Below are 15,948 nucleotides of genomic sequence, written 5' to 3' on the forward strand. Positions count from 1 at the left end.
GGTGGACCGCGGAGTGGGGGCCTGGGTGACGCGCCTGCTCGGCGTCCGTTCCCACCCCACCCCGTCCCCGGGAGCCCGGCTACGGGCGGGTGCCGAAGGGGCCCAGGAGCCCGGCGTCGATCCGCAGCGATTCGAGCATGGTGGCCGCGTTGTCGAGGGTGAAGACGTCGGCCGCGGCCAGGACGCCGGTGTACTTGGCGATCACCGGGCCTGCCGCCTGCTGAGCGACGGCGTCCAGGTAGGTCTTGAAGATGGCCCAGGAGTTCCCGGACGGGCCGTACTTCTGGAAGAAGGGCGTCGGATCCAGGGACATCGCAGCCTTCACGCTGTCGGTGAGGTCGGCGATGTACCGCTTCTGCACGTCGCCGTCGGCGCGCACCCCGAGCCGGCCGAGGTGTCCGCCGACCAGGGTCGTCCAGGGGTAGCTCATCGCCGTGTCCTGGGCCTTCACCCAGGCGGGGATGTCTTGCGAGACGGCCAGGTTCCTGAACGGCACCCAGCCGGGATAGAGGACGTCCACCACCATCAGCGTCGCGTGGTCGGGCGCGTAGACGAAGATGTTGTCGGGGGAGTGGTTGGGGCCGTGGTGCGCGAGCTCCAGGCGTTCCCCGCCGACGCGCAGGTCGAAGTGGTCGTCGAAGGTCACGGTCGGGAGCGGCCGGTTGGGGTCGGCCTCCAGCCGGAGCAGCCGGCGGGTCTCGCTGTGCGCGATGCGCACGACGTGCTTGCCGAAGAGGTGGGCGGAGCCGATGTGGTCGGCGTGGGTGTGGGTGTAGACCAGGTGGGTGACCTTCGCCGGCCGGCCGTTGGCCCGGGTGACCTCGGCGATGGCGCGCAGCAGGTTGTTCCCGATGGTCGGCGGCGCGTCGACGAGCACCACCCCTTCGCGGGTGCTGAGGAACATCGCCTGGTAGTAGGCGTCGGTCACCCAGTACAGGTTGCCTTTGATACGGCCGACGAAGTAGCCCTGCTCGTTGAGCGCGGGACCGGTCGCGGCGGTGGGGACCGGGGCGAAGTCGGGGAGATCCGTCGAAGCGGTGGTGGTGGAGGCGTGTGCCGTGCCCGGCAGCGCCTCGCCGACGAGGACGGCCGCGGTGGGGACCGCCAGCGCGGCCGTCGCGGTCCTGAGGAACGCGCGGCGGTTCGCGGTCGTGGTGGGGCGGGATTCCGGTGTCATGGGTCGGGGCCTTCCAGAGGGCCGACGGGGTCGTCGGCGGCGGCGGGTGCGGCGACCACAGGACATCACCCAGGCTTCCTGATTCGTATCGGGGAGAACCCCCAGTCCCGGCGCGCGCGCCCGGCCCCCGACCGGACTGGGGTGCCGTCCGCGAGTTGCGGGCGACAGGCTCAGTCCTCGCTGGTCAGCAAGGATTTGAGCTGTCGTCGGGAGGTGATGTCGAGTTTCCGGAAGATCTTGTTGAGGTGGTACTCGACGGTCGACTGCGTGATGAAGAGCCGGGTCGCGATCTCGGAGTTGGTGGTTCCGTGCGCGGCGAGGGTGGCGATGCGCCGTTCCTGTGGAGTGAGGTCGTGCGCGGTGAGGTCGTGCGGGGAATGGCCGGCGCGCTTGCGGGGGTGCGCGCCGGTGGCGAGGAGCTCGGTCCGGGCCCGCTCGGCGAAGGCGGCCGCCCCCATGTCGGTGAACATCCGGTACGCGTGGCCCAGTTGGGTCCGGGCGTCGGTGCGGCGTCTGCGCCTGCGGAGCCATTCACCGTAGAGGAGGTGGGTGCGGGCCAGTTCGGTGCGTACCTGGGTGCGGTCGAGGAGGGTCAGGGACCGGACGAAGTGGGGTTCGGCCAGGTCGCCGTCGGCCGAGACCAGGGCCCGGCAGCGTGCCAGGAGTCCCAGGGCCCAGGGCGTGTCGGCTGACAGGGCGCGTTCTTCGAGGCGGGTGAGGGCCTGTCGGGCCGTGGGCCGGTCGCCGCAGCGGGTGGAGGCCTCGATGAGATCGGGCAGGGCGCGGGGGGCGCCTCCCGGGTTGTCGGCGTCGAAGGTGACGCGCGCGTGGGCGGCGGCCTGGGCGTAGTGCCCCAGGCTGAGTTCGAGGACGGTCAGGCTGTTCCGGGCCCAGTCGGCCAGACCGCCGTGCGCGTGCCGGCTGGCCAGGTCGCGTACGAGGAGGTCCGCTGCCGTGCGGGCCGCCGGTTCCTGGCCGCTCCAGGCCAGGAACTCCACACGGTAGGCCAGGCCGGGGGAGGGCTGGCCGATGACGGCGGCGAGGTCCTGTGCCTCGTCCAGGCACGCGGTGGCGGTGGCGAACCGGCCGGCCCGGAGCTCCCAGGTGGACCGGACCACCAGGGTGGAGCGCAGTGCTCCCAGCGCGCCGATGGTGCGCTCGTGCGCCTCCACGAGCCGGGCGGCCTCCGCACCGCCGGTCTCGTCCCAGACCTCCTCGGCGGCGTAGAGGGCCAGGATCGCCGCGCTCAGGCCGTGCCCGACCACGTCGGTGTCCCGTTCCAGGGCGGCGAGTGCGGCCTGGAGGACAGGCAGGGCGGCCTGGTAGCCGCCGTGCATCCGCAGGGCGAAGCCTTCGAGGATGAGGTCGGCGCTGCTGGGGAGGGCGGACGGCCCACGCGTCGGGGGCACGACCGCCGTCGTGACGTCCGTCGGGGCGGCGGCTCGGGGGGTGGCGAACGGTGAGGCCACGGTCAGCGTGGTCAGGGCCGAGGTCCCGGCCGGCGGGGCGACGACCGCCGGTGCCGGAGCCGCCGGTGCCGGGGCACGCGGGGGTACGGTCGGCGCGGACAGGGCCAACGGGACCGGGGCCGCCGGTGCCTGGGCGGACGGTGCCGGAGCGGGCGGGGCCGGCAGGAGCGTTGCCACGGCCGGTGGGGTCGGGACGACGATCGGTGCGGTCAGCGCCGGCGGGCTCGGGGCCAGTGGGCTCAGGGCGGGTGAGGCCAGGATCGTCACGCCGAGCTCCTCGCGGGTTGTCGCGTCGTGTTCACCGCACAGCACGGCCAGGAGTCCTTCCATCAGGATGGACCGGGCCAGCGCGCGGTCCGTGTCAGCGACCACGCCGGCCGCGGCCAGCAGCGGCGATCCCAGGCCCGCGAGCCGCCCGAAGTAGATGTCGGTGGTCGCCTGGGTGTGCAGGGCACGGGCCCGCAGGACGGTGTCGCCGCCGGCCAGGAGCGGCTGGGCCTGCGCGAGGAGGGACTGGGCGGTAGCGGGATCGCCCAGCACGAGATGGGCTCGGGCGGCCTCGACGAGCCGCACCGCCCGGTCGGCCTGGGAGAGCTCTGCCGCTCGGGCCAGAAGGGTGGCTCGTTCGGCGTAGCCGCCGCGCCCGCGGGCCAGTTCCGCCGCCGCGACCAGTTCGTCGGCCACCTCGTCGTCGAGCCCGACGGTCGCCTCGGCGCGGTGCCAGGCCCGCCGCTCGGGGTGGCGCACCGCATCGCTGACAGCGGCGAGCGCGGCGTGGACACGCCTGCGCTCACCGGCGGCGGCGCTGCGGTAGACGGCCGAGCGGATCAGCGGGTGCCGGAACTCGAGCAGCCGCCCGCCGGTGAGTACGCCCGCGGACACCGCCGCGTCCGCGGCCTGTGCGAGGACGCCCAGTTCCGCCGCCGCCCGCCACAGCAGCAGCGCGTCCTCGGGCGGCGCGGCCGACAGCAGTACCAGGAAGGTACGCGTTTCCGGCGGCAGGCCCCCCACCAGACGTCCGAAGTGGTTCTCCAACCGGGCTCCCACCGGCAGCGGTTCGAGCAGCGGTGCCGTCCCGGCCAGGTGCGCGGGGCTCAGCGCCTGGGCGCTCTCCATCAGTGCCAGGGGGTTGCCGCCGGCGTCGGCCACGATGCGCGCGGCCACCGCCGCGTCCACCCGCCCCTCCACACTGTGTCCGAGCAGCTCGTGCGCCTGGGCACCGGCCAGTCCGCCGACCGTCAGAGTCTCCAGCCCCTCGAACGCGCCTGGTCCGCCCGGTTCCTCGCGGCCCGCGACCACCAGGCCCAGAGCCTCCGCGCCCAGCCGCCGGGCCACGAACGCCAGCGCGTCGCGGGACTCGCGGTCCAGCCACTGCACGTCGTCTACCAGGCACAGCAGCGGCCGTGCCGAGGCGGCGTCGGCGAGCAGCGTCAGGACCGCCATACCCACCAGGTAGCGATCGGCCCGAGGCGCGGCCAGCATCCCGAACGCGGAGGCCAGCGACTTGTGCTGGGGGGCGGGCAGCGCCTCCAGACCGTCCAGGAACGGCCGCAGCAGACGGTGCAGGCCCGCGAAGCCGAGCCGCGCCTCGGACTCCGTCCCGGCGGTGCGTACGACCCGCAGGTCGGTCGAGGTCTCAGCGAGGTGGTCCAGCAGCGTGGTCTTGCCGATACCGGCCTCGCCGACGACGACGAGCGCCGCGCTCATGCCGTCACGCACGCCCGCGACCAGGTCGGACAGGACCCGCAGTTCCTCGTGTCGACCGGTGAGCGGAAGCCGGCGGGTGCGGGCTCCGGCCCGGGAGTGTCCAGTCATGCCCCCAGGAGACCACCCCGGGGGCCCAGGGACCCTGGGGGCCGACCCTAGTGTGGCAGCCGATGCGCTACCGCCGCCGCCGCGATGCCGTCAGGGCTGTGGGCTCCTGAGCGCCTGTGCGAGGTGGCGGCGTGAGGTGATGCCGAGCTTGGCGTAGATGTGGGACAAGTGGTACTCGACGGTCTTCTGGGTGACGTAGAGCTCCGTCGCGGCCTCCTGGTTCGTCATTCCGCCGGCGATGAGGTGGGCGACCGACAACTCCCGCTCGGTCAGGGCGAGTACGTGCTGCCGTGCGTGGGCGGGAGCGGTGAGTCCCATGGCGGCGAGGTCTGTCCCGCACCGCCGCAGGAACGGTTCTGCCCGCAAGGCGTCGAATCGGTCGTGGGCCGACTTGAACCACCGTGCGGCCTCCCGCCGGGAGCCGGTCCTGGTCGCCACCAGGAGCCTGCCGTAACCGTGTTCCAGCATCGCGCGGAACAGCGGGGCGTCCCCGTCGGCGTCACCGAGTCCGCCGGTCCCGACCGGGCTCCCGGCGGCGTCGGGCCCATCGGTGCCGTCCGTCTTCCCGCCCAGAGCCCGGGCGTAGATCGCCAGCGCCTCACGCGGCCGCCCCTGGGCTTCGGCGAGCCGGCCGCCGAGCCGGGCTCCCACGAGCCGCAGATATCCACTGCCGTCGTAACCGCGCCAGAAGTCGTCGAGGGCCCAGGCGGCGGCCGCCAGCCGTCCCGTGCCGGTGAGCGCTTCGACCAGCAGGGACTGCTGCCACAACCACAGGGGCTTGAACCGCAGGCGTACGCGATCGTCTCCGTTCCCGCCCCCGTCCTCGGCCCCGGTCACCGGCTCGACCAGCGGAGCCAAGGACCTCATCATGGCGGCGTGGTCACCCCGGGCCTGCGCCAGCACCGCCCCCGCCAGTCCGGCGTACACCCGCTCCGCCGGTGGATCTCCCAGCATCCGGTTGATCCGCTCCAGGGCCTCGACGGACTCCTGGGCCGCCTCCCAGTGCCCGCGCCCCGCCTGTACGCACACAGCCGCGAACCACGTGGCTGCGTCGCCGAGGACGTGGTCGTGGGCCGCGGCGATCGCGAGCGCCCGGTCCGCCGCGCTCTCACTGGCGTTCCAGTCACCCGCGAGGTACTCCACCACCGCCAGCAGCGACGACGACAGATGACTGAGCTTGGACCCCGCGCCCAGCCGGTCGCGGTGCGCCACGGTGAGCAGATCGGCCCGCGCCGCAGCCAGCCGCCCCAGGAACAGGTGCATGACACCACGGGTGGCCAGCGTCGCGAGCTGGTCGTTCGACGCCCGGTCGGCCTCGACAGGAAGGTGCGCCACGTCCAGCAGCGCCGCACCGGGTCCCTGGTCCCACATCCGGCCCGTGGCCAGCACCGCGCGGATGAAATCGGACGTGCCCGCGTCGAGGTCACCGATCGCCAGCGTCTTGCCCGCGATATCGGCCGTCCGCGCGCCCCGGCACTGCCGGATCGTGATGACGGTCAGGAACGTACCGGCCAGGAGCGCCACCCAGCTCGCGTCTGGATCGGCGAGCGCCTCCTGCCATGCCTCGGTCAGCCGATCCTCGGCCACGGCCAGCCGGCCCTCCAGGAGGTCCATGACGCCCAGCACACAACTGCGCAGCGTTCCCTCCGCACACTCCTCGACCTGCGCCCTCAACCGCACGGCGGCCCATGGCTGCAAGGTCAGCAGCCACTGCGCACAGGCCGTGAGCAGACGCCGCTCCCGTTCCACGCGGTCGTCGGACAACGACGACGCCCACAGCAACCGGGTGGCGGCCAGGGCGTTGCGGCCGGCGAGGGCTTCGACGTTCGCCGAGCGCTCCAGGTCGGCCGCCAGAACAGGGTCGTCGGACGTGGCCGCGGCGACGCGGTGAGCCCAGGCCGCTCCCGAACCCACCACCTCGGCCGCGGAGGTGTGCAGCGCGCGCCGTCGCTCGGGACCGATCCCCGCGTAGACCGCGTCCCGCTGCAACCCGTGCACCAAGGCCACCGGCCCCACGGAATCCTCCGGCCACCACCGCACCAGACCCGCCGCCAGCGCCGGTTCGAGCGCCCGCACGGCGTCGTCCACCCCGGCCACCCGTGCCACACCCACCAGGGGGAACCGGCCGTCCAGCACCGCCAGCGCCTCCACCAGCGCCACCGAATCGGCGGGAAGGCGCCCCAGTACGGCCCCGATCCCCGCTCGCAGCGACTGGTGGACCGGCCACCGCCGTGCCGACTCGTCGCCCAGCACCTGAAGCGGCACCTCCGCCAGGACCGTGCGCACGTAGAGGGGATGGCCCTTCGTGTAGCCGTGCAGCCGTGTCACCAGCTCCGGTGTCACACGCACCGCCAACAGCCGCCGGGCCAACTGGTCGACCTCGTCCTGTCCGAGTCCGCCGATCTCGACGCGCGCCGCCCGGTCGACGGACCGCACCAGCCGTTCCAGCGCCTCCACGCCCTGCCCGCCGTCCGTACGGGTCGCCATCAGCACCAGCACCCGGTCGGCCCAGAGGCGGCGCACCACGAATCCCAGCACCTGCGAGGACAGTGGATCGGCCCAGTGCGCGTCGTCGACGACGACCGCGACCCCGCCCCCGGACTCCTGCAGCGCGCCCAGCAGCAGCAACAACTGCCCGCCCAGGGCGTGCGGCGACACCCCCGCCGCGTCCGGCCGCGCCAGAAGCGGGAACCGGGCCGCCAGATCCCTGTCCACCCGCCTCACCAGCTGGCTCAGCACACCACCGGGCAGATCGGTCTCCGAGGGATCGCCCACCGCCCACAGCACCGTGAAGTCCTCCAGCGAGGAGACCACCCGGCGTATCAGAGCGCTCTTGCCGATCCCGGCCTCACCCTCGACGACCGCCAGCCACGCCTCACCGCCGCGCACCTTGTCCACGTACGCCGTGAGCCGCTCGGACTCGGACCGCCGCCCGACGAAGACCTCGTGCTCACCGTTCGCGCCCGCGTCGGACGCGCTGCCGGCCACGCTCATGTCTTGGTCTCCCGGGGAGGTCGGATCGGTGCGTGCGCCGCAGGTGCGAGCGAGATGATCTTATCGTCGACACCCCTTTCGGGGCGGGGAGTCGAGGAGTGATCCCACCGGTCGGACGTGTGCTCGTCCAGAGCGAGGTCGACTCCGTCCGGGAGCTCGGACGGGTCGGGTGCCGAGAGCGCGCCAGGACCTGGGCCAGGGTGATCCCCGTGGTCCAGGACGGTCTGGAAGGCCGTCGGCGCTTTCGGCGAAGAGCCGTCCTCGGTGGCCGACCGGCTGAGTCGTTCGATGGTCACGGCGATGGCGGCGAGTGCGTGTCGCGGGTGGGCTTTCGGCGCCCTCGGTAGCGGCACCGGCGCATGCCGGGTCCGGCCTTATGGCTCCGTGCTTCACGGCGGTTGCTGGAGACCTTCAGGGGGTAGCAGCCGCCGTTGAGGACAGGTGGCGGCGAGCGCGCGTGGCGCGGCGGTGGGAGTGATCGAGCATGGCCTCCGACGGTTGCGGACGTGCCTGGTCGGTGTCCGCCGTCTCTCTCAGATGTCGGCCTCGACGTCCTCCCTCCGACCGCCGGCGTCAAGAGATGCGCCTGCCGCAGTCAAGGCTTGGGCGGGTACGTCATCTCGTGGGCTGACGACTGGGAGTTGTCCGGCGCTACCACCGATGACGCGGCCGAAGGTGTGACCTTGGCTCCAGGGGGGGGGCAGGGATGGCAGCTTCAGAGGGGTGGTTCAGTGCTGCAACCGTCGGCCCACGGGCCTGCGTTCTGGGCTGGCATGGGCCCGACTCCCTGGCCCCAGGCACGCAAGCCACGGGCGGCAACGAACCGGTACGACCTGTCGGCGCTGGTGGCCAGCACGTCGCGAACCAACGGAGTGAGGACGGATCGGTGCTGGACCAGTTCTGGATCATCCAGGAGGGAGACAGCGGCGGCGATAGCCGCCTCTTGGACGCCAGGATCGGGATCATGAAGGAAGGCTGACACGGCCCGGAAGAATGCGGGACGCAGTGCCCGAACCTGCACCGACACCGGGCTGCTTTCCAGGTGGAGTCCCAACCGTGCCATCGTCGCCTCCGCCTCGTTGCCGACCGCGTTGGCCACGGACTCCAGCCAGTCCAACAGGACTGCACGCACTTGCCTGTGGCGTCCGATCGGGTTGGGAAGGACGGCGGCCGTCGACGGATCCATGAGTGCCAATGCAACAAATAGTGCTGCAGGCGCCGTCGCCGAGTAGACCGAGTTCTGGTGATGAAGCGGATCTCCAAGGTGCCGCAGAGCCGTGGCCTGTGTCGTGGTCTCGCTCGCGAGTAGCCCAATGAGCAGCTCAGGGGACTCGTCGGCCGGCCCGTAGGCATGCTCGAGCGTCGTCCAGTCGGTTGCTCTGACGAACGCCCGCGGGTCGGGCAGCGGGCCGTCAGAATCAGTGATCGTCACACGCCGAGTATGACGGGGCGCCCAGTCGGTGCTTCAGCTCCGCTGCTCAATAACGGGACAACTCTTAATGGTTGTTGCAGAAGGGTGGGTGCGGGCAGGCCGAGACGGCGTTTGACCTGCTGGTTCAGCCGGTCATGGCGAGGTTGTGCATCGTGGCGACGGCTTGGACGGCGTCTGTCCTTTGCGGCGCCTGCTGGAGACCTTCAGGGGGTAGGAGCCGCCGCCAAGGACAGACGGAGACGGACAGCCCCCGACGGTTGCGAACGTTGTTGGATCGGCGCCTGGATGTCGGTGATGGACGAGCCCACGGCCGCCTTCGCTGCCGGGGCAGAGCACCATGTGTTCACCGGCCTGCGGGATCTCGCCAAGGGACCGGGCCGTCCTTGAGGACCTCACCGTGGGCGAGGACGTCACGCTGCGGGTGGCGCCAGGCACCGCCGAGGTGCTGGAGGGGGTGACGGACCAGTTCTCCGTGGCGCTGGGCGGCGCGTTCCCTCCGCGGGGCCTGGGGTCACTCGTGCGTCCGGCGGTGCGGTCCCCGCCGGGCCGTACCGCGTCCGTGCTCCGGCCGGGCCCGACCGGCCCGGCCGGAGCGGCGGATCAGATGTCGAGGACCCGGTAGGCGATGGTGTAGACGCCACCGGAGCCTTCCAGCACCCGGTACTGCGTCTCCGCGCCGGCCTCGTTGCCCGTGACGGTCACCGAGCCCAGACGGTCGTCGCTGCTGGTGCTGTCGTAGTCCCACAGCGAGAGCGTGCGGGACTCGGTCCTGCCGAGAACCAGCAGCGCGTTGCCGTTGCTCTCGTCCAGGGCGCGGCGGTAGCCGGTGCCCATGGTCTGGTACGAAGCTCTGGCGGGCCAGAGCTTCACGGCCTTGCCGCCGTTCGCCGCGATGTTGAGGTAGGCCTCGTCGTGGTCGCCCTCGCTCTCGTCGCCGCAGTACAGGTCGACGAGCTGGATCTGCACGTAGTCGACCGGGTCGGCCTGCGCCGCTCCGGCGGCACCCATCAGCGAGGTGAGGCCCAGCGCGCCCGCCAGGGCGAAGGTGGTCAGTCGTCGGACGGTCATTTTGTCCCCCATGGTCTCAGGTCTTCGCCGGTCCCCCGACCGGCTCGAAGAACAGACTGCCGGACCGCCGCCCGCCGTTCTACGCGCGTTCCACTGAGCGGAACCGGCTGACGGAGAAGGGCCGGTCACGTCAAGAGCGCCGCATCTGGCGATGCGTCAGTAGTGCAGGACGGGAGGCAGCCGGGGCGAGGAGCCGACCCGGACGAGGGCCGCGGTGACGACCGCGGCCGCCCGTGCCGCCTCCTGGGCGGCCCGCTGCAGACCCTGCGCGGACAACGTCATGACGGCGATCGCGGCGACAGTCCGGTCGTCGTGCCCCCGCACCGGCAGCGCCGCGCAGCACACCCCGTCCATCACCTCCGCGCACTCCAGCACCGCCCCCGGCAGCCGGCCCCCGGAGCCGGCCCGGCTCCGATCGCTCAGCACCTGGCCGGCCGCCGTGTCCAGCAGGAAGCTCATCCCGTTCCGCACCGGCACCAGCGGCTCCACCTCGCCCGGCACGGACGCCACGGTGAGCGCGCGGCCGCCGTGCAGGACGGTCAGCAGGGTGCTCGCCCCGGTGGTCGCCCGCAGCCGGTGCAGCGGGTGACGGGCCGCCACCCGTAAGCCCGGGTGCGGCTCCCACGCCTGCCCGAGGCGGTAGAGCTGCGAGCCGACGCGGTAGCGGCTGCCCCGCCGCTCCACCGCGCCCACCAGCAGCAACTGCTCCAGCAGCCGGTGCGCGCTCCCCTTGGGCAGGGCGCAGGCCGCGGCGATCTCGGTGAGCCCTGCCTCCCCGCCGCACCTGCGCAACGCCTCCAGGAGCGCGAACGCCCCCTCGATCACGCCTCTCCCGCGGTCCGTTCCCCGCTCATGCTCCCCCGCGTGTCGCGACATTTCTCCCCCAGCCGGTCACCGGGCCGTACCCCTTCGCACGGCCGCCGAGAGAGAATGCCCGACCTTCACAGCACAGGCACACCCCGCCACGCACAAACGTGACCCACGGCACACCGGTCGCCGCTACGTATGGGGCGAGAGGAGCACAAGAGGGCTCGGGGTCCCGGTGGGGCCGGTCGGCGGCGCGGCTCCGGGTCCCGGCCCCTCGGGCGGCCGCAGTGCCGAGGCGCGCGTCTCGCCGTCCTTGCCCCGGACTGAGCAACGTTGGACTCCGGCCGGAGTCCAACGGCCCGCCCTGGTGCTCCGTGTCGTGCTGCGTCGGCGGGGCAATCGTAGAGATATGAAGCCCTACGCAATGGTGCAGGCGGCATCCGACAGCAGCGGCGGTCCGGTTCTCGTGCTGATGCTTTCCCTCTTTCTACTGATGGGACTTGTTCAGGTCATACGGCCCCAGCTCCTCTGGCAGTTGAACCGCAGACTCCAGCGGGGGTGGGTGAAAGATCCGGACGCTGCCGAGCCCACCGGAAAGGGATACGCCCTCCAGCGCGTCACAGGAGTGATCTTCCTCGCGGTGGCCACATGGATGATGGTCCGCCAATTCTGATGCTGATCAGCCCTCTTGGCGCCGCACGCCGTCTTCAGGGCTTCGTGATCGGGGTGGTTTCCCTCGCGGTCATGCCTGATGGGGAGAACAGGAAGCGCGGCCGGTCAGTTGCCCCCGAGATCGCCTTTCACGCCCCCGCATGAATGTTTTCTTTCATAACGGGATCTGCGGTGAGCGATCGGTTTGAAGGAGGCAAAGGCGGTCAGGCGAAGGGTGTTCCTGATGTCGAGTAATGCAAGGTGTGAGTGACATGGCTGCCGACGAGAAGACCCAGGCCAAGACCGAGCAGGGCAAGGGCAAGGTCAAGGAGGCCGCCGGCCGCACCGTCGGCAACGAGCGCCTCACCGCTGAGGGCCGGGCCGACCAGGCCAAGGGCGACGCCCGCGAGGCCAAGGAAAAGATCAAGGACGCCCTCACCGACTGACACCACTTTCCTCTCGCAATGCTGGGAGCCCCGCCGGACTGCAGTCCGGCGGGGCTCCCAGCATTGCGCTGCCTCGCAGATCGGGGAGGCAGCTCGTCAGCGCTGCGGCCTCCCTGGCATGTGTGGGCGGCCTGCCGCAGCTTCGAGCTGTTCGGACAGGAAGGAGAGCACGGTCGGGATGACCGCAAGATCGCTGTGCCCGGCGCCACTGACGATGTCCAGTCGCGCGGCGATGCCGTGTCGGTCCCAGTTCTCGCGCAGCTCGCTCAGGCGGTCCATGCGGCTCCCTGGTTGCTCGGCCCCTTCCCAGACCTCGACGTGGGTGTCGTGTTCCCCGATGACGAGCTGTACGGGTAGTTCCGCCATGGCCTCGGTGTCTGGAGCAGTTCCGAAGAGTTCCGCGCTGTCAGCGGTACCCCGCCACCAGGGTGTGCGGGAGTCGAGGAGGGTGGTGCGGCCCGGTGCGCCGACGGATAGGGAGGCGAGGCGGTCGGGGTGGAGACAGAAGAAGCGATGGGCGAATTGTCCGCCGCCGGAGAAGCCGTGAAGGTGGAAGCGGTCGGTGCGGATGTGCCAGCGGGCGGCCGCCTCCTCGATCATGTCGAGGAGGAGCAGGTCGGGCCGGAAGCCCGGCTCGGTGAAGAACTTGTAGCTGTCCAGGTCGTTGGGGCCGGTCAGGCCGGCGGGAAACAGCGGGGCGAGTACGACGCAGCCGTGTTCCTCCGCGAAATCGGCGAAGTGGTCCCGGACCTGACCGACGTTCCGATGGGTTCCGTGGACTGCCACGACCAGGGGGCTGGGCTCATCGGTGTTGCTGTGACCACGGGGCACGTACAGACAGTAGGAGACGCGCGGGTCGCCGGAGAGTGCGAACAGCGGTGTGGAGCCGGTGAGGAAGAGCTGTGCGGGATGGTCGGGCGGCAGGTGCCAGGGGGAGAGGGGACGTTCGGTGGGCATGGGTGTGGCTCCGGACTGGGTGAGGAGGGGGCGGGGGATCAGGGGGCCGGCGGAATCTCCATGTCCATGAGCGGGGCGTACTGCTGACCGGCGTAGCAGTCGGAGTCGTGGAGATCGCCCTGAACGGTCGGGCGGGGCAGGGAGACCTTGACGGCGAGTGCGCCGGGGTGATTGACGACAAGGATCTGTTCGGGATCGGTGCCGTAGACGGACGCGAAGAGGCCCTTGGTGAGGAATCCGGTGGCCACCAGCGCCTCGTAGGCCGTCTGGTCGTGGCACATGAAGTCGAACGTGAGAGTGAAGGGTCCGGCGTTCTTGGAGCGGACCAGGGAGCAGTAGTCGAGCAGGGTGGCCATGGTCCTACAGCTCCTCGGTGGTGGTGCGGAACAGTTCGGTGGGAGTGATGCCGGTGGCGACGTGGTTGAGGGTGAAGCGGTAGAGCGGGCCGCGGTCCGTCTCGGGGGGTGAGTAGGGGTAAGCGAGGGTGGAGACCAGTCCGTCGTACTCGGCGATGGGCAGGTGGCTGCTGGCGTGGGCGACGAAGGTGGCGATCGCATGGGCGGTGGCCTGGTCGGGGGCGGTCACCGTGATCAGTACGCCGAGTTCGCGTGGCTGCAGCGGATCGGGTTCGGTGCCGTCGAGGACGGCTCCACCGCCGTAGAGGCGGTAGTCGATGTCGATGGTGGACGGGTCGATCTCGCCGCCGAACACGTCGAGGATCTTCGCGTCGAAGTACTGCTGGGCGAAGGGCAGGAGTTTGGGCAGGGCGTCGATGACCGTGCGGTCGCGGACGCCGCCGATGATGACGGTCTGGTAGCCGACGAGTTCGGCGCCTTCGAGTTTGTTGGTGTAGCCGTCGGCGGGGAGATAGCGGGCGCCGCGGACACGGACGGTCTGTTCGTCGACGGCTTCGTAGGTGGCGTCGGTGGTGTCCAGTACGCCTGAGGGTTCCGCGATGTGGAACGGGTCGGCGTTCTCGTACAGGGTGTGGGCGGCGACCGAGCGGGGTGTGAGCCGGGTGCCGTCGGCGAGTGTGGTGACGTCGAAGTGGTCCTCGCGCAGCGTGGCGAGCAGGCCGTTGGCGGAGGGCGGGACGGCGCAGGCAGCTCCGCACTCGATGGTCTTGGCCATGTGCCAGGCGAGGCCGGAGTCGGCGCCGCGCAGGCCCGGGAGCGCGGCGAACAGGGCGGTGTCGCTGGCGCGGCCGGCCAGGATGACGTCGCAGCCCTCGACGAGAGCTTCTTGAATGGGTTCGACGCCCATCATCGCCACGGTACGGCTGCGTTCGAACAGCTCTCGTTCGATTTCCGGTGCGTTGGCGAGTGGCCGGATGCGGTCGGCGTCGTAGAGGTTCTGGAGGCGTTCGGCGGGCTGGTCGGAGTAGATCAGGGCGAGCTTGAAGTGCAGGTTCTCCTCGTCGGCGATACGGCGGGTGAGGGCTGCCACTTCGTCGACGCCGACGTCGCGTCCGGAGGTCCCGCACGATCCGATGATGAGTGGCACCTTCAGTTCGTCCCGGGCCTTCAACAGGATGCGCAGGTCACGCGCGACGGCCTGGGCCGAGAGCTTGGGTGTGCCGGAGCCGAGTGCCGCGGGGCCGGAGTCGGTGGATCCGGCGTCGCAGGCGATGACGTGGGGGCGGGCTGCGACGCCGCGCCGGAACGCGTTCGCGTCGAAGCCGGCGCCCAGTGCCCCGGTGGGGGCGAGGATGCGGAGTTCCATGGGGTCGTGGCCTTTCGTCGTGCTGGTGGAGCGGTGCTTCACGCCGTGTTCCTGTCGGGAATCCGGCGGGCCAGGAGGGTGAAGACAGCGAAAGTGATGGCGGCGAAGGCGGCGGCGTTCAGCATCATGAAGCGCCAGCTGGTGAGGTCCACCGTGACGCCGAGGATCGCCGGGCCCAGGGCCATGCCGGCGGAGGAGGCAATGGTGTAGAGGGCGGTGTAGGTGCCGAGCACCTTCTGGGTGGGGGCCAGGTTCCACAGGGCGACCAGTGCGTTGACCGCGAACGATGCGTAGCCGATGGCGGAGAGGATTGTCGACACGACCGTTCCAGGGACCGTCGGGGCGGCGAAGCCGACCAGGAGGCCGATGACGAACAGTCCGACGCCGTAGCGCATGGCGCGCAGTTGCCCGAGCCGGTCGGAGCCGTAGGCCAGGGGCAGTACACACACCAGGAAGGCGATGGCGCCCGGCAGAGCGAGTCCGCCGGCTTCGCCTCGGGTCAGCCCGAGCACCTCGGTGCCGTAGGGCGTGTTCAGTGAGCGCAACGCGGTCCACATGCCCGAGAAGCAGAAGATGCCGATCATCAGCAGCACCGTGGGGCTGGAAGGGCTGCGTACCGCGTCCTTCAGGACCGCCCAGGGAGAGGTGAACTCCGGCACGTCCTTCTGCCCCTCGGTGGGTTGCTCCGGCAGAACGGCCTGCTCGTGCCGGCGGCCGAGGAACATCCAGGACAACCCGAGCATGATCAGCATCAGGACCGGGGGGATCGCGAACGCCAGGTGAAGGCTGCGGTCCACGACCAGCAGGCTGATCAGGGACGAGACGATGATGGTCAGGCTGACGCCGGCCTTGATGAAGCCTTGGGCCTTGCTGCGGCTGCCTGCGGGGACGTAGTCGGATATCAGTGTTTCGGTGACGCCTTTGAAGGCATTGGCGATCAGGGCGAATCCGACGACGCACACCATCAGTACGGGAAGACTGCCGGCCCAGGGAATGAGTACGAACGGGACCGTGGCGAGCACGGCGCCGATCAGCACGATCGGCCACCGCCCGGCCTTGCGGAGTACGAGCCTGTCGGAGAGGAACCCCACGGACGGCTGGGTGAAGATCCCCAAGGAGTGGTCCAACCCCATGATCAGGCCGACGACGCCCGCCGAGGTGACGTACTGGCGCAGCTGCTCGGGGACCTGGGAGTCGTAGAAGTTCCAGACCGATTCCTGGGCGAAGACGGCCAGGGTGACCCACAGCACCGCGCTCGCGCTCATCCGGCCTCTGGGGTCGCGTGTCGACGGTGCGGGGGCGGAGGACATCCCGTCCGAAGTGGTCGCGACAGGTTGATGCAGCATGGCGGCTCCTTGCCATATGCTATAGCAAAAGGGGTATGCGTGTGCGTCGGCTACCGCAGCGGCG

The 15,948-nt window shown here is 70.9% G+C and carries 13 protein-coding genes; 3 read left to right on the top strand and 10 right to left on the bottom strand.

Annotated elements, in window-relative coordinates; translation table 11 throughout:
• Positions 1 to 79: 79 nt before the first annotated feature.
• The 4 genes from ACFUNE_RS04205 to ACFUNE_RS04220 form a co-directional block, all read right to left on the bottom strand.
• A complete protein-coding gene (locus tag ACFUNE_RS04205) occupies positions 80 to 1,177 on the bottom strand; it encodes an MBL fold metallo-hydrolase (protein ID WP_383562022.1) in 1,098 nt (365 codons plus the stop codon).
• Between the two features lie 170 nt (positions 1,178 to 1,347).
• Entirely contained in the window at positions 1,348 to 4,461 is a 3,114-nt protein-coding gene (locus tag ACFUNE_RS04210; RefSeq protein WP_383562024.1) for an AAA family ATPase, read from the bottom strand.
• A 90-nt stretch (positions 4,462 to 4,551) separates the two neighbouring features.
• Positions 4,552 to 7,455, bottom strand: coding sequence for an AAA family ATPase (locus ACFUNE_RS04215; RefSeq protein ID WP_383562026.1), 2,904 nt, complete (start codon positions 7,453 to 7,455; stop codon positions 4,552 to 4,554).
• 715 nt (positions 7,456 to 8,170) lie between these two features.
• Positions 8,171 to 8,887 carry a hypothetical protein gene (locus ACFUNE_RS04220; RefSeq protein WP_383562028.1) on the bottom strand — a complete coding sequence of 239 codons (717 nt, stop codon included), beginning with the start codon at positions 8,885 to 8,887 and terminating at the stop codon, positions 8,171 to 8,173.
• A 397-nt stretch (positions 8,888 to 9,284) separates the two neighbouring features.
• On the opposite strand from ACFUNE_RS04220, the gene ACFUNE_RS04225 reads away from it, so the two are divergent.
• Positions 9,285 to 9,509, top strand: coding sequence for a hypothetical protein (locus tag ACFUNE_RS04225; protein ID WP_383562030.1), 225 nt, complete (start codon positions 9,285 to 9,287; stop codon positions 9,507 to 9,509).
• On the opposite strand, the gene ACFUNE_RS04230 is transcribed toward ACFUNE_RS04225, so the two are convergent.
• Both ACFUNE_RS04230 and ACFUNE_RS04235 read right to left on the bottom strand, forming a co-directional pair.
• A complete protein-coding gene (locus tag ACFUNE_RS04230; RefSeq protein ID WP_383562032.1) occupies positions 9,488 to 9,955 on the bottom strand; it encodes a hypothetical protein in 468 nt (155 codons plus the stop codon). The two genes, ACFUNE_RS04225 and ACFUNE_RS04230, sit on opposite strands and share 22 nt — an antisense overlap.
• Before the next feature lie 156 nt (positions 9,956 to 10,111).
• Positions 10,112 to 10,780: an IclR family transcriptional regulator gene (locus tag ACFUNE_RS04235; RefSeq protein ID WP_383562034.1), complete on the bottom strand. Its 669-nt coding sequence runs from the start codon at positions 10,778 to 10,780 to the stop codon at positions 10,112 to 10,114.
• Between the two features lie 391 nt (positions 10,781 to 11,171).
• Here ACFUNE_RS04235 and ACFUNE_RS04240 point away from each other — a divergent pair, with 391 nt between their 5' ends.
• Positions 11,172 to 11,435, top strand: coding sequence for a DUF6199 family natural product biosynthesis protein (locus tag ACFUNE_RS04240; protein ID WP_383562036.1), 264 nt, complete (start codon positions 11,172 to 11,174; stop codon positions 11,433 to 11,435).
• 250 nt (positions 11,436 to 11,685) lie between these two features.
• Positions 11,686 to 11,859 (top strand): CsbD family protein, encoded by a 174-nt coding sequence (locus ACFUNE_RS04245; RefSeq protein WP_078468422.1) that lies wholly within the window; start codon positions 11,686 to 11,688, stop codon positions 11,857 to 11,859.
• Between the two features lie 96 nt (positions 11,860 to 11,955).
• Here ACFUNE_RS04245 and ACFUNE_RS04250 read toward each other — a convergent pair whose 3' ends face one another.
• Genes ACFUNE_RS04250 through ACFUNE_RS04265 form a run of 4 tightly spaced genes read right to left on the bottom strand, consistent with a single transcriptional unit; the run spans position 11,956 to position 15,884 of the window.
• Positions 11,956 to 12,816, bottom strand: coding sequence for a poly(aspartic acid) hydrolase (locus tag ACFUNE_RS04250; protein WP_383562038.1), 861 nt, complete (start codon positions 12,814 to 12,816; stop codon positions 11,956 to 11,958).
• Positions 12,817 to 12,854: 38 nt separating this feature from the next.
• Complete coding sequence (locus ACFUNE_RS04255) at positions 12,855 to 13,172, bottom strand: DUF4387 domain-containing protein (protein WP_383562040.1); 318 nt, start codon at positions 13,170 to 13,172, stop codon at positions 12,855 to 12,857.
• A gap of 4 nt (positions 13,173 to 13,176) precedes the next feature.
• Positions 13,177 to 14,580, bottom strand: a complete 1,404-nt coding sequence (locus ACFUNE_RS04260) for an acyclic terpene utilization AtuA family protein (RefSeq protein WP_383562042.1) — start codon at positions 14,578 to 14,580, stop codon at positions 13,177 to 13,179.
• Positions 14,577 to 15,884 (bottom strand): MFS transporter, encoded by a 1,308-nt coding sequence (locus ACFUNE_RS04265; RefSeq protein ID WP_383562044.1) that lies wholly within the window; start codon positions 15,882 to 15,884, stop codon positions 14,577 to 14,579. The genes ACFUNE_RS04260 and ACFUNE_RS04265 overlap by 4 nt, the downstream gene beginning before the upstream one ends.
• Positions 15,885 to 15,948 lie beyond the last annotated feature (64 nt).

Origin of the sequence: Streptomyces sp. NPDC057287, from assembly GCF_042667905.1 — a bacterium.
GTDB lineage: Bacteria > Actinomycetota > Actinomycetes > Streptomycetales > Streptomycetaceae > Streptomyces.